General features: G+C 71.0%; 13 protein-coding genes. 9 read left to right on the top strand and 4 right to left on the bottom strand.

Translation table 11 applies throughout. The annotated features are described in order from the left end of the window. Positions 1–18 precede the first annotated feature (18 nt). Both O1Q96_RS28590 and O1Q96_RS28585 read right to left on the bottom strand, forming a co-directional pair. Positions 19–1,500, bottom strand: a complete 1,482-nt coding sequence (locus tag O1Q96_RS28590; RefSeq protein ID WP_269250891.1) for an FG-GAP repeat domain-containing protein — start codon at positions 1,498–1,500, stop codon at positions 19–21. 228 nt (positions 1,501–1,728) lie between these two features. Further along, positions 1,729–2,571, bottom strand: a complete 843-nt coding sequence (locus tag O1Q96_RS28585; protein WP_269250890.1) for a class I SAM-dependent methyltransferase — start codon at positions 2,569–2,571, stop codon at positions 1,729–1,731. Positions 2,572–2,646: 75 nt separating this feature from the next. Here O1Q96_RS28585 and O1Q96_RS28580 point away from each other — a divergent pair, with 75 nt between their 5' ends. The 5 genes from O1Q96_RS28580 (at position 2,647) to O1Q96_RS28560 (ending at position 6,790) form a co-directional block, all read left to right on the top strand. Beyond that, a complete protein-coding gene (locus tag O1Q96_RS28580; RefSeq protein ID WP_269250889.1) occupies positions 2,647–3,078 on the top strand; it encodes a helix-turn-helix domain-containing protein in 432 nt (143 codons plus the stop codon). 293 nt (positions 3,079–3,371) lie between these two features. Beyond that, on the top strand, positions 3,372–3,791 hold the full coding sequence (locus O1Q96_RS28575; protein WP_269250888.1) for an STAS domain-containing protein: 420 nt from the start codon (positions 3,372–3,374) through the stop codon (positions 3,789–3,791). A gap of 541 nt (positions 3,792–4,332) precedes the next feature. Then, the gene (locus tag O1Q96_RS28570) at positions 4,333–4,896 is read left to right on the top strand and encodes a hypothetical protein (protein ID WP_269250887.1); all 564 of its coding nucleotides are present in this window, start codon (positions 4,333–4,335) and stop codon (positions 4,894–4,896) included. A gap of 329 nt (positions 4,897–5,225) precedes the next feature. Then, entirely contained in the window at positions 5,226–6,371 is a 1,146-nt protein-coding gene (locus O1Q96_RS28565) for a hypothetical protein (protein ID WP_419586964.1), read from the top strand. 44 nt (positions 6,372–6,415) lie between these two features. Then, entirely contained in the window at positions 6,416–6,790 is a 375-nt protein-coding gene (locus O1Q96_RS28560; protein WP_269250886.1) for a peptidase inhibitor family I36 protein, read from the top strand. Positions 6,791–6,889: 99 nt separating this feature from the next. Here the strand turns inward: O1Q96_RS28560 and O1Q96_RS28555 are convergent, their stop codons facing one another. Further along, on the bottom strand, positions 6,890–8,653 hold the full coding sequence (locus tag O1Q96_RS28555) for a hydroxysqualene dehydroxylase (protein WP_269250885.1): 1,764 nt from the start codon (positions 8,651–8,653) through the stop codon (positions 6,890–6,892). Between the two features lie 402 nt (positions 8,654–9,055). On the opposite strand from O1Q96_RS28555, the gene O1Q96_RS28550 reads away from it, so the two are divergent. Both O1Q96_RS28550 and O1Q96_RS28545 read left to right on the top strand, forming a co-directional pair. Continuing rightward, entirely contained in the window at positions 9,056–10,063 is a 1,008-nt protein-coding gene (locus O1Q96_RS28550; RefSeq protein ID WP_269250884.1) for a pectate lyase family protein, read from the top strand. Between the two features lie 197 nt (positions 10,064–10,260). Next, positions 10,261–10,899 (top strand): hypothetical protein, encoded by a 639-nt coding sequence (locus O1Q96_RS28545; RefSeq protein WP_269250883.1) that lies wholly within the window; start codon positions 10,261–10,263, stop codon positions 10,897–10,899. Between the two features lie 82 nt (positions 10,900–10,981). On the opposite strand, the gene O1Q96_RS28540 is transcribed toward O1Q96_RS28545, so the two are convergent. After that, positions 10,982–11,992 (bottom strand): helix-turn-helix transcriptional regulator, encoded by a 1,011-nt coding sequence (locus O1Q96_RS28540; RefSeq protein WP_269250882.1) that lies wholly within the window; start codon positions 11,990–11,992, stop codon positions 10,982–10,984. A 106-nt stretch (positions 11,993–12,098) separates the two neighbouring features. Between O1Q96_RS28540 and O1Q96_RS28535 the strand changes: the two genes are divergently transcribed. Both O1Q96_RS28535 and O1Q96_RS28530 read left to right on the top strand, forming a co-directional pair. After that, positions 12,099–12,677 (top strand): DinB family protein, encoded by a 579-nt coding sequence (locus tag O1Q96_RS28535; RefSeq protein WP_419587073.1) that lies wholly within the window; start codon positions 12,099–12,101, stop codon positions 12,675–12,677. 14 nt (positions 12,678–12,691) lie between these two features. Continuing rightward, positions 12,692–13,804: a winged helix DNA-binding domain-containing protein gene (locus O1Q96_RS28530; RefSeq protein ID WP_269253755.1), complete on the top strand. Its 1,113-nt coding sequence runs from the start codon at positions 12,692–12,694 to the stop codon at positions 13,802–13,804. Positions 13,805–13,929 lie beyond the last annotated feature (125 nt).

Genomic DNA, 13,929 nt, shown 5'->3' with positions numbered 1-13,929 from the left:
TCGCCTTCGGTGCAGGGCCTAGCGGGATCCGCCCCCTCCGAAGTTCGTCGTCGCGAAGGACGTCTGGTCGCGGGACGTGGTGCCTTCGGTGATCCACCAGTGCGTGGGGTACTGGCCGTAGAGGCCGAACATCGCGTCGGACGCCCAGTTGAGGATCAGTTCGTCCTTGCCGTCGTCGTCGAAGTCGGCGGCGCCCGCAGGCCGGGCGTGCCGCCACTTCGCGGGCGTCTTCCGGCTTTCCGTCCTCGCGGCTCCCTGGCGCAGTACGGGGGTACGCCGCTCCCCGTCGATGAACGTGGCCCCCTCGTACGTGGCGACCAGGATGCCGTCGCGGCCGTCGCCGTCCGGATCGGCGGCCACGATGCCTCCGGGCCCGTAGTAGTTGGACCGGCCCTTCGGCACGTCGGGCAGTCGGTACGTGTCCGGCGCGGCCCCGCTGCCGGGGTGCACCGTGAGGGTTCCGTCCACCTCGGGCGCCTCGGTCTCGTAACCCGGTTCGTTGTTACGGCTGCGGTCGTCCCCGATGGCCACGTCGCGTTGCCCGTCGCCGTCGAAGTCGCCGAACGCGTGGGCGTTGCCGAGGCGCAACTCCTTCCCCTTTCCGGCGAGGGCGGTGCCGCGGCGGGCCGGATAGAAGGTGTTGCCGGACTGCTCGCCGTCGCTCGCTTGGTGGAGCAGCAGGGAGGTGGCGCGTGGCTCGCCCGACGGGTCGATGTCGTCCGCGACGAGTTCGCCCCACTGCCAGGGCAGACCGGTGTCGGTGCGGGCCGGCGCACCGGCTCGGGTGAAGGGGCCGTACAGCAGCACCACGGACGAGTGGTTCTGCGCGAGTGCCGCGAGGTCGTGGTGCCCGTCCCCGTCGAAGTCGCCGCGGACGACGGACTCCACGCCCAGTGCGGACGCGCTCCCCGGCAACCGCACCGGGGTCGCTCCGGATCCCGCCTCGGGTCCGCCGGGACTGCCCCAGGTGACGTACGGGGCGGTGCGCCTAGTGGATACCTGTGCGTCGGACACCACCTCGCCGGCGAAGGACGTGACGAAGTCCGGGAAGCCGTCGCCGTCCAGGTCGGCGGTGACCACCGACTCCGCGGCCACATGGTCGCCGCTCGTGGTGGCGTCCGGGTTCTCGGGAGGCTCGGGCAGGCCCAGGTCGCGGCGCCCGTACACGGTGCGTGTCGAGGGATCGAGCCCCTCGGCCGATCCGTGGACCACCCCGACCCGGTCGTCGCCGCCGGGATTGTTCGGGTCCTTGCCGAGGGACACGGACACCACGAGGTCGCGGAACCCGTCTCCGTTGATGTCGTCGGGGTCCTTCGAACCGTCCCCGGACACCGGCCGCCTGCTCTCCGCCGGAGGGCTGGGGACCCCGGCGGACGAGGGCGCGCCACCGGAAGGTGACGGTTCCCGGCCCGCGTCGTCACTGCCGCATCCGCCGAGCGGGGCGAGGACGACACAGACGGCGCAGACAGCGAGGGCAGGCAAGGCGGTGCGAGACTTCATGCGCCCCAGCCTCACACCCCCGCCCTGCCGACTCCAGGTGTGCGGAGCGACTGTTGCCCAGTCGTCGATCACGCGGCCGGCGCAGCGCCGACCGCCTCGGACCGTCCTGCCGTCGCGTGCGCCGCCCTTGCCCGCCCGGGCCGGCGCATTCATCCGCGACCTCGCGGAGCGGCGCCTCGTCGCCGGCGAAGTTGCGGTCTCGGCCCGGGGCGCTCGGCGGGACCGTGCCTATGCCTGGGCGCCGACAGTCCAGCAGGCCGCCGTGAAGCGGACCTCCGCACCGTGCACATACGGGTCGAACGCGGCGCGGACCGTTGCGACGACACGTTCACGGGTGGACTCGTCCGCCTCGCGCAGGACCAGGCCGAGCGGGCCGAGCCGTGTGAAGTACCGCACCAGCTCGCTCTCGGGCAGAACGCACGGCACGTCGACCGGCCGCAGGTCGCCCCCGGTCCAGCCGCTCTCCTCCAGGATGCCGCGGACCCGGTCCGGATCGGCGAACGCGAACTGGCCCGGCTCGTCCGGGCGGCGGGCGGGAAGACTCGGCATGAAGGGCGCCGCGGCGCGTTCGGCCGTCGTCATGAACGGATTCTCCGCAGGGGCGCGCCACGTGATGAACCTGAGCTTGGCACCGTCCCGCGCCGCCCGCCGCAGGTTGGCGAAGGCCCGGACGGAGTCCTTGAAGAACATGACACCGAAGCGCGAGATCACCATGTCGAAGCTTGCGGGCTCGAACGCGTGGTCCTCGGCGTCGGCGAGAACGAAGGAGGCCTGTGCGCCCTCCCGATCGGCGCGCGCCCGGGCAGCGGTGACCATCGGCTCGGACACATCGACGCCGACACAGCGCCCTCGCGCGCCTGTTCGCCGCGCGACGGCGAGCGTGGTGCTGCCGGTGCCGCAGCCGACGTCGAGCACCTGGCTCCCGTGCTCGGCGACGACAGCCTCGACCAGCAGGTCCTCGAAGGGCCTGAACAGTTCGTCCAGTACGGCCTGCGACTCGACCCAGGCATGGCCGGCGGGACCGTTCCAGCGGGCCGCCTGCTCGTCGTCGTTCCTGCGCGTGATGTCCATGATTCGTCCCCTGTGGTTGCCGTGGCCGGGCGGAGGTGACACCGTGCTACTTGAAGCCGACTTGAGGTCAAGAGGATGACAGAGCTGGACATCGCCGAGGTGGCACACCGCGCCGGGGTTCCCGCCTCGACGCTGCGGTACTACGAGGAGAAGGGCCTGATCAGCCCGGTCGGCAGACGGGGCCTGCGCCGCCAGTACGACCCCGGTGTGCTGGAGCGCCTGGCGCTGATCGCGTTGGGGCGCACAGCCGGGTTCTCGCTCGACGAGATCGCCGGCATGTTCGCGCCGGACGGACAGCCGCGCATCGACCGGCAGTTGCTGGTCGCCAGGGCGGACGAGCTGGACCGGACGATCCACGAGCTCGGCGTCCTGCGTGACTCCCTGAGGCACGCCGCGGCCTGCCCCGCTCCGAGCCACGCCGAGTGCTCCACCTTCCGCCGTCTCCTCAGGGCCGCCGCGGCCGGCACCGTCGGACCGGCGCGCAAGAGAGCCCCGCAGCCGCCGTGAGGTCCCGCGCGGCGGCCACGGCCTTCCCCCAGTGCGGGGCACGGCCTTCGTGGACGTACCGCGGACAGCGTGTCCGGGATTCACGGGGAGTTTCGTCCTGCCCCATTGCCCGCTCGAATGCGGGGCACACGCACCCTTACGGGTGTCGTGTCACCGGACGCCCGGAGCACTGGAGCCGGGCGGCGCACGAGGGATCCGAGAGGGATCGCTCGCAGCGCTCTCCTGGTCCGGAGGGGCGCGACGTGCGGGGTTGACGGGGATGAACCTCCGCGCGATGACCGGATGGAGGTGTGATGTCCACGCAGACCCACCGCCTGACCATCAGCGAGATCACGGACTGCGAGCACTGCGCTGTGCTGCGGGTCAGCGGCGAACTCGACCAGAGTTGTGAGGACTACTTCCTGGGCACCCTCGCCGCCAGTGTCGATGCCGGACATCAGCACCTGGTGCTCGATGTGACCGCCCTCGTCTTCTGCGACTCCCGCGGGCTGAACTGCCTGCTCGCGATCCGGTGGCTGCTGAAACGCCGGGACGGCATGCTCATTCTGGCCGGGGCGGGACGCCGGCTCAAGGAGCTGCTGGTGCAGACGGGCAGCACGGATCTGTTGCCCGTCCGGCGGACGGTCGGCATGGCTCTGCTGGACCTGCCCGCGGCCCACCGCCCCACCTGGCCTCCCACTCCCGACCGCGACGAGAACGCGAGCAAGGAGTGACCGGTTCGGGGCCCCACCGGGCACAAGGAGGCCGGGCCCGCCACTACGGGGGGAAGTGACGGGTCCGGCTGGGGTACAACCTGCCACACACGAGCGCGCGGGATGCGGCTCTTTGCCCAGCAGGCAAGAAAACCACCGCACCGCCGTCTGCTCACCGCAGCAGCATGGCTGCTGGTCGGCGCCCCGGGCACCTCGGCGACCATCCAGATCACAGCGAACGCCGCCGCCTGGGTGACACCTAAGCGGGTTCCTGACCGCGCCGACCGCTGCGGCGACAGCGCTGCTCACGGTCGCCGACGAGAGAGCACTGGGCGCGGCCGGGCAGCTCGGGTCCGACGCCGGGCATCGGCTGGCGCAGTGGCTGCGCGAGGGCGGTCTGCCGCACCGGGATTCCGGCCACGCGGGCTGGCCCGACGCCCAATCGCACAAGCATCCGACGGAATGGCTGAGCCACCTGCCCCCCGAGCCGGCCCCCGGCGTCCCGCTGCTCCCGGCCGCCGCGACCCTGATCGGGCCGCAGGACAGCGTCCTCCACAACCCGATGGCCCCCTTCTGGCTGGCCCAGTTGCCGCACCACCGCGAACTCGTGATGGTCCGCGACTACTTCGGGTACCGCGTGTCCATGCGGGGCTGGGCCCACGCCCTGCCCTTCGCCGCGGAGTCCGGCGGCCCGGCGGGATTCGCGCTGCACCTGGCAGTGGCCTACACCCTCACCTACGACCAGCAGGGCGAACGTGACGCGGCGGTGGACGCGCTGCTCGTGCTCGCCGCGCGGGGACAGCTGAACACCGGCCTGCTCGGACGGCAGTTGGCCGAGATGCTGCGCGGCAAGCGGATCGAGGCGAACCGTGTGACCGCCTCCCTGCGGACGGCAGCCGACACGGGCGCGTACGCCACCGTCTGGTCCCTGCTCGAAGCCCTCCTGCCCCACCTGCTGCGCGACCCCGTGGTCCGGAGCGCCGGAGCCCTCCTCGCCCTCGGCGTCGACTGCGCCTCCCACTGCGCGGCGAAGGGCGAGATACCCGAGGTCACAGCGGCCGCGGGGCGCACCGGATCGAGTCAGGTGGTGAAGAACGCACGGCTGCTGCGCGAGGTACTGGGCTGACCGGCCCTCCCTCGCGCTGCCGCTGCGGCGGACCCTGGTGAAGAGTGGTGGCGGTGTTCGACCGGGCCGACGTCCCCTCGGACGTGCACCGGGTGGACAGGCCGTGCACCGGGCTTTTCGGGCAGGACCGAAAAAGCTGTTGCCGCGGCTGAGTATCGGGAAGCATCGCGATCGCGGGCAAGGGCGCTGCGGGGCAGCTGCCTCTGTCCGACGTCCGGCAAGGGAGCGGCCCTGCTGCGGGTCACGTCGTGGACGCCGCCAGTGCCGCCGTCGTCGCACGTCCAGGGAAGCCGTGCGGTTCGCCGCCACTCTCGACCAGGAGACTCTTGATGCACACGACGGCACGAGGCAAGGTCGTGTTAGCCCTGGGATGGTTCGTCCTCGCGATGGTTCTGCTCGCGACCGCCACCCCACCGGCGCGTGCCACGAGCACGGAGGCGGCCGCACCGGAGATTCCGGCAGGCGTGAGCGCGGGCGTCGCCGTCTACGACCGCGAGACCGGGACCTTCACCGAACAGCACAACGCGCACATGCAGTTCCGTGCCGCGTCGGTGGTCAAACTGCTCATCGCGCTCGACCACCTGTGGGACCGAGGTCCGTCCTACAGCCTGCCGGCGGACGACCGGTCCCGGCTCGACTCGATGCTGCGTGCCAGCAACGACGACGCCGCCAACCACTACTGGTCCAACAACGGCGGCTCGGCGATCATCGACCGCATGTCCTCCCATCTGGAACTGGAGGACACGGACGGCCCGCCCGCCGGCTACTCCGGGTACTGGGGTTACACGGCACTGTCCGCGGCCGACACCGTGCGGATCTACCGCTGGATCCTGGACCGCGCCCCGGCCGCCCTGCGCGAGATCGTCATGAGCAACCTGCGTGCCTCGACCCGGTGCGGCAAGGACGGCTTCGACCAGCGGTTCGGCATCCCGGCGTCGTTCCAGGCTCCCTGGGCGGTCAAACAGGGCTGGTCCGGCTTCGGCGACACGAGCGACTGCAGCAACACGACCGCGACCACGGCCGCCCGGCGATCGATCCCCGCCGAGGCGTCCGATGTCAACCTCTCGCGACCGGCACTGCACAGCACCGGCACCACGGGACCCGGCGACCGCTCGATCGTCGCCGTGTTCACCCTGCACCCGCAGGCCGCCTCATTCGGCGCCGCGTACACTGACACCAACCGGCTCGTACGTTCCCTGAACGTGCCCGGCGCGGTGCAGCGGACCGGCACATGGTTCGGCACCTGGGGATCGCAGGTGCAGGTCCGCGCCGACGCGACGACCGCCTCGAAGGCACTCACGACCCTTCCCGCGGGGGTGGAGGTACAGGTCGGCTGCCAGAAGCGGGGACAGCAGGTCACCGTGCCGCCCTACACGAACGACTGGTGGGCGTACCTGCCCCTTTACGGTGGTTATGTCACCAACATCTACATGAGCTCGCCGGACAACAAGCTGCCCGGTGTGCCCCTCTGCTGAACCACCGCACGCGACCGCCCGACGACCGACGAGAGGAAACCACTGTGCGCAAGCGCGTTCTGAGTGCGCTGGCCGGAGCAGCCGCCCTCGCAGGAGTGATGAGCATCGCCCCGACGGCCTCCGCCGAGGCCAACCCGCCCGGCTGCCCGAAGGGATACTTCTGCGCCTACTCCGAACCGGACCAACGCGGCACCCTGCTGATGAAGACCGCCGGCGACTGGTCGGGCGAGATCCACAGCGTCGGTTCCGTGTTCAACAACGGCTATGTGTATCCCGGGGGAGACCACATCGACCTGGTGTACGGCTACACCACGTCGGTCCGTCGCATCTGCCTGCACTACAACCCGGGTCCCGGCGAGTACAAGGCGAACATCATCTACGCGACGATCGGCAGCGTGAAGTGGCGGGGTGAGTGCTGAGGCAACGTCACTGACAGGGCGGCGGCGGTCCGGCGTACGTGGCCGGTACGCCTCAGCCGCCGGCCCTGGCCCCGTCCGCCCCGTGTGCCCCCTGCGACCTCATCCGACATCGAAGAGGTTCGGCAGCCGGAGGCGGTAGCGGGTGCGGTCGTGGCGTTTGAGGGCCTCGAACTCGGGGGCCCGGTACAGCGGGGTGACGGTGCATCGCTCGGCATCCGAACCGGCCTGGTCCAGCAGGGCGTTGACGGCCTGCCGGGCCGAGGTGTTGGCGCCCTCCATGGTGGCCAGATCGATGGGGACGGCCACGTAGTCGCCGGCCAGGAAGAGGTTCGGGATCTTCGTGGTTGACCGGGGGCGGTGGTGGAAGGTCCCCGTCGGGTGGATGAGCAACTGTTCGTCGTTGACCGGGTTCGGGGTGCCCAGTCCGTCCACGGCCGGGTCGAGGAACCAGGAGTGCAGCACGGAGTCCTTGAGTACCGTACGCCCGCTGTCGTTCAGTGCCGCCTTCAACTGCGCCCAGACCTCGCGGGCGACTTCGGCACGCGTGCACTGCTTGGCCGTCTTGCCATAGAGGATGCCCGGCCGGTCCCATTCGGAGACGTCCACCGACAGGCAGTCCGCGACCGTGCCGTCGCCGAAGTCGGCGGGGAAGTCGTGGCCCGGCCAGTGCTGGGCCTGGGCGATGGCGGTCAGGGACCAGGGAGAGTCGATGAGGTCGAGATGGCCGTGCAGGATCGGCGTGCGTTCGGTCAGGTAGAACTGGATGCCGGTCATCCAGTCCGTCTCCAGCAGGTCGCACTCGGCGAGTTGGGGATCGGCGGCCCGTACGGCGGCGTTCCAGGTGCGGCGGGCGTGCTCGACCGGCATGGCGGAGACATAGTGGTCGGCTGCGACGGTTCGGCGGACCCCGCCGGGGCCCTCCATGACGGCCCCGGCGATGCGGCCCGCGTCCATGGGCAGGTTCTGTACGGTCCAGCCGACTTCGAACTCGACGCCGAGCGACCTGAGATACGTCACCCAGGGGTCGATCCAGGCCTCGTTGGTGGGCGCGTTGAGGATCCGGTCCAGCGGACCGTCCGCGCCCCGTCCGAGCACGTTGAACGCGAAGGCCTCCAGCAGGGTGGCCACCGTGCGGGTGCTGGCCTCCTCCGCCTTGGTGGCCACGATGTTGCGGGTGATGCCGACGGCGAGGATGCGCTGGTAGTCGTACGACATCCGGCCGGCCCGTACGAACTCCCACCACGGCATCCGCTCCCAGACCTCGTCGCGGCGTTCGTCGCAGCTGGTGAGGAAGACGAGGAAGCGGTTGGCGAAGTAGAGGGCCTCGTGGAGGGGCAGGTTGAAGGCGGTGTCCAGGACCGCGGTCAGGGCGCGGCGGATCTCGTCCGGGGTCAGTTCGGCCGGTGTGCTGCCGGGCCAGGGCAGCGGGATGCGGATGTCCTCGCGGCCGCCGGAGCGGGCGAACAGCATCTCCTTGGGGGCGACGAGGTTGTCGTGGACGCCGCCCGGGTTGCCGGGGAAGGGGATGCGCCGCATGGTGTCGGGCAGGTTGTGATAGATGCCCGGGATGAAGCGGAAACCGTGCTCCCCGGGCAGGGGGTCGCGGCCGCCCGTGGCGCTGTCCGGTACGTCCATGCTGCGGGCCTTGCCGCCCAGTGCCTTGCGCTCGTAGACGGTGACGCGGAAGCCGCGTTCGGCGAGTTCGTGCGCGGCCGTGAGCCCGGCGACACCCCCGCCCAGTACGGCCACGGTCTGCGGGGCGGCTGCGTCCTGAGCCGCCGCGGCCTGCTGGGGGCTTCCGAGGGCGACCCCGCCGGCGGCCGCGGCCGTGCCCAGGAAACCTCTGCGTGTGGTGCCGCTCATCGCTGCCCCTTACCGCCGGTAATCATTGGCGCACGAGGATATGAGCGACGCATCGATCCCGGAAGTCGGCCGACTGAACTCGGATCACTTTGGCTTGATGCAGCATCATTCGGCGTCGCGGTGTGCCGTCGTGGGCGGTGGCAGGTCGTCGGGTCCCGAAGTGCGGCCTCCTCCAAAGTTCATCGCCCTGTGGCAGCGCATGTCCTGACTGTGTGTCAGGGGGTGCGCGACGCGACGGGAAGGGTGTCGAAGCGGAGCCCGCGATCTCGTTGACATGCCCAGAACACATGCTTAGCATTCGGGAATCAGAAAGCGCTTTCTCCCTTCCGGTGCACGTTCCTGCACGAGTTCACGTTCCTGTACGGCCAGGAAGATCCGCCCACTCGCCCGGGGAGGAACCACATGAGGTCGTCTTTACGCGTCCCGCGCGCTGTTCCCGTACTCCTGCTCGCCCTGCTGCTCGGCGCCACGGCAGTCCCGGCCGGCAGCGGCAGCGCCGCCGCCGGGACGTCGGCACCCCTCGCGGAGGCGAACCCCACCGGCTTCGCCGCGGTCGACGCACTCGGCCAGAACGGCACCACCGGCGGAGCCGCAGGGCCGACCGTGACCGCCACCACCACCCAGCAGTTCCTCGAACACATCGACACCACAGGCCCGCTGGTCATCCGGGTCCAGGGCACCATCGACATCACCAGCAAGCAGGGTGTGCGCCCGAACAAGACCATCATCGGAGTCGGTTCCTCGGCCGTCATCAACGGCGGCGGACTGGACTTCTACCGTTCCTACAACGTCATCGTGCGGAACATCAGGTTCACGGCCGCCGAGGACGATGCCGTGAACGTGGGCCAGGAGTCGCACCACATCTGGATCGACCACAACGAGTTCGTCGCGCCCCTCGACGGGGCGATCGACGTCGTCCGCGGTTCCCAGTACGTCACCGTGTCGTGGAACTGGTTCAACAAGACCGACAAGAGCATGCTCCTCGGGCACTCGGACGGCAACGGCAGCCAGGACGCGGGGAAGTTGAAGGTCTCCATCCACCACAACTTCTTCGACGGCTCCCGGCAGCGGCATCCACGGGTGCGGTTCGGTGAACCGGTGCACGTCTACAACAACTACTTCAAGGGGAACGCCCTGTACGGCGTCGCGTCCACCATGAACGCGGGCGTCCTGGTCGAGGGCAACCACTTCGAGAGCGCTCCCCACCCCTGCTACTCCGCCAGTGGGTACGACGCGTCCGGCCCCGGCCGGCTGGTGCAGCGCAACAACGTCTTCACCGGCTCCGGTCCGTGCGAGACCAACGGCACGGTCGTCGAACCGCGCACCTACTACCCGTACACGCTGGACCCGGCGGCCGACGTCCCCTCGCTCGTACGGGCCGGAGCGGGCGTCGGAAAGCTCGGCACCTGAACCACCCCGACGCGGGCCAACCGTACGAGGCCCCAGCTGACGCACCCCTCGGGACCCCGGCCCTCAAGACCGCACCCCGCCCGCGAGGCGATGCGAACGCAACCCTCTGCCTCCCACAGCCCGCCCTCCGGCGGACAGACCGCATGCCGTCGTCCCCACACTCCCGACGGCCCGTCCCCCCACAGGAGAGTTCCTCCATGAGTCCACGGCAGACCCCGCAAAGCACCGAGCGAACGACCGTGTCCTGGCGCCACAAGGTGCTCGTGGCCGCACTGGCGGCCGCGGTGCTGGCCGGGCCCGGCGTCGCGCAGGCCGCACCGCAGACCGCGGCGGCGCCACGCGAACAGGTGTCGGCGGCCACCATCACCTGGAACCTGGAAAGGGCGAGCAACCCCACCCAGGACCAGCGGACGGCCTACGACCTCATCACGGCGGCGATGAACGCCGCGGTGGCCCGGTACAACAACCTCAGCGACCTGGGCAAGAACATCACCGTCCGCTACGACCCCGGTGTGCCCACCGCCGACGGCAACCTCAACGGAACCATCCGCTTCGGCAACCGCGGCTACATGACGGAGAGGACCGCGCTCCACGAGATCGCCCACACCATCGGAGTGGGTACCAGTTCGGGCTGGTCGTCCCTGTCGAGCGGCGGTACCTGGCGCGGCGCGCAGGCCACGGCACTCGTCAAGCGCTTCGACGGCTCCAGCGCCAAACTCTCCGCCGGAGGAGGCCACTTCTGGCCCTACGGCCTGAACTACGACAACGAGTTCTCGAACACGGCGGCCGACCGGCACGTCCAGATCGTCGCCGCCATGGTGCGCGACGGCCTCTGATCCGGTCGACCGCCCGACGCCCGGGGGCGCCGACCCGTCCCCGGGCACGTCGGGCAACCCCGCCACGCCCGGCGCACGAGGCTCATCGAACCGGTGACGGGGCGGCCGGCGGGTCGGCCGCGGCGTCGGCGTAACGGCGGGCCAGGTGCGCGAACGCGTCTCTGAGTTCGGCCGGGCCCACGACCTCGATGTCGGCGTCGAACCGGCCGACGGTGGCGGCCAGAGCGGCCCATGACCACGAACCCAGGACGAGCCGGCAGCGGTCCGCGCCGAGAGTCTCGACCGCTCCGTCGGGCATGTGGCGGGAGACTGCCGTGGCGGGCAGGCCGAGGATCACCTCGCCGCGGCAGGGCCAGTCGTCGTCGGAGCCGTCGGAGCCCCGGAACCTGCCGGTGACGAAGGCGGCCACATCCTCTGCGGGCAGTTCCCGCGGGGAGAAGCGCGGTCCTGTGGGGATGCGCGGGGTGATCCGGTCGGCGCGGAAGGTCCGCCAGTCCTCGCGGTCCAGGTCCCAGGCGACGAGATACCAGCGCCCGCTCCTCGCGACGAGATGGTGGGGCTGAACCCTGCGCGGCGGGGCCGGGGCCGGGCTCTCGTCGTCGACACCCGGAGGGGAGGCCGGGGCGTAGTCGAAGCGCAGCACCTCGCAGGCATGTACGGCGGCACTGAGCGTCATGAGCACACTGCTGTCGACCTGTGGTTCCGGTCGCGCCGCGGGCCGCTCCACAGCGGTGATCCGCAGGGTGTCGATCCGGTGGCGCAGCCGTGCCGGCATGACCTGTCGCACGGTGGCCAGCGCCCGCGTCGCGGCCTCCTCGATGCCCGCACCCGTAACGGTGGCGATCTGGAGCGCGACGGCCTGCTCGTCGTCGAACAGCAGCGGCGGCAGCTCCGTACCGGCGTCGAGCCGGTACCCGCCGTCGGGTCCCTTGACGGCCACGACGGGATAGCCCAGCTCGCGCAGACGGTCGACGTCACGGCGCACGGTGCGCGCACTGATGCCCAGACGCTCGGCCAACAGCGCCCCGGGCCAGTCCCGGCGCGCCTGGAGCAGGGAGAGCAGTGACAGCAGTCGCGCTGACGTTTTCGGCATGACCTCAGGTTGCCCGGAGTAGCGGACACATCCTGACCGCTTCCCCTGCGACTGTCGTCTCGTGCCTGGCAAAGACAACGTCCACGACCAGAAGGATCCGATCACTGTGACCGTCACGACCACATCTCACCCCGCGGTCGACGCCGAGCGGGCCGACCTGCTCGCCGCGCTCGCGACCGCACGAACCGCCCTGACCAGGACGACACAAGGACTCAGTGACGAGCAGGCCGCCGGCAGTCCCACGGTCAGCGGGCTGTGCCTGGGCGGGCTGATCAAGCATGTCGCGTCCATCGAGGAGGGATGGGTGCGTTTCGTGGCCGAGGGACCGTCGGCGATGCGTTACGACCTGCCCGACGGCGTCACCTGGGCCGATCTCGCGGCCGGGACCGCACGGGAGGTTCCGCAGTGGGCGATCGACCACCAGGACGACTTCCGGATGCTGCCCGGCGAGACGCTGGCCGCGGTCCTCACCCGCTACGAGCAGGTCGCCGCCCGGAGCGAGCAGATCATCGCCGCCGTCCCGGACCTGTCGGCGACGCATCCGCTGCCGGAGGCGCCCTGGCACGAGCCGGGAGCGGTGCGCAGCGCACGCCGGGTGCTGACGCACGTCATCGCCGAGACCGCCCAGCACGCCGGGCACGCGGACATCCTGCGCGAGGCGCTCGACGGCCGGAAGTCGACCTGAGCGGCATGAGTTCCATGACCGTTCTCGGCCCTCGGGCCCTCAACCGCGCGACACTGGCCCGGCAGTTGCTGCTCGACCGCGCCGACGTGCCGGTCCTCGACGCCGTCGCGCACCTCTGCGGTCTACAGGCCCAGGAGCCGCAGGAGCCGTTCGTCGGACTCTGGTCGAGGCTGCGTACGTTCGACCCGTCGGCACTCTCGGATCTGCTGACCGGGCGGAGCGTGGTGCGGACCCACCTCATGCGGCGCACCGTCCATCTCGTGACCGCCGACGACGCCCTGGCGTGGCGGGGCCGTCATGCCGCCATGCTGCGTCAGCGGGTGCTCGGCACCTACCGTCGCGAACTCGCCGGGGTGGACCTCGACGAACTCGCGGCGGCGGGCCGGGCGGTGATGGCGGACGGCGAGCCCCGCTCCATGACCGAGCTCGCGCGGGCGGTCGCCGATCGCTGGCCGGCAGCGGGTCCGCGTCCCCTGGGCGAGATGCTGGTCGCCGCACTCGTGCCGATGGTGCAGCTCCCTCCCCGCGGCCTCTGGCGGACCAGGGCCGGAGTACGCAATGTCACGCTCTCCTCCTGGCTGGGGCGCGAGATCGACCCGGCGGCCCCGGACGAGAGCAGCGATCCGGTCGGTCAGGCGCTGGTACGGCGATATCTGGCCGCGTTCGGCCCCGCCGCCTCGGCCGACCTGCGCGCCTGGTGCGGCCTCGCCGGACTGCCGGCCGCGGTCACCGCCCTGCGCGAGGAACTCGTGTCCTTCCGCGACGAGCGGGGCCGGGAACTGCTGGACCTGCCCGGTGCGCCGCGCCCCGATCCCGACACGCCCGCCCCGGTACGGTTCCTGCCGGCGTTCGACAACGCGATCCTCGGCTACCAGGACCGGAGCCGGATCATCGACGACGCCCACCGGGGCCTGTCGGTCGCGGGCGAGCGCGTCGTACTGGTCGACGGCCGGGTCGCCGCGACCTGGACCGTCGAGGAGGGCGTGGTGACGGTCGTCCCGCTGAGTGGCTTCTCGCGGGCCGACCGTACCGCCGTGGTCGACGAGGGCCGGGCGCTGGCGTCCTTCCTCTCCGACGACGCGAGCGACCACGTCACGGCAGCTCACGCGGCCGTCAGCATCCTGTGAACGGACGCGGGTTCGAGCCGAGGAGGGAGTTTGGGCAGGTGCCATCCAGATCGGCGTCGGCGCCGGCCTCGGCCATGGGGTCCGCACCCGTCCACGACCGCTCAGCGCGGTGGAAACGGCCCGGC

Origin of the sequence: Streptomyces aurantiacus (assembly GCF_027107535.1) — a bacterium.
Lineage (GTDB): Bacteria > Actinomycetota > Actinomycetes > Streptomycetales > Streptomycetaceae > Streptomyces.
Note: the sequence above shows the minus strand (reverse complement) of the source record. Positions and strands in the feature narration are given on the sequence as shown.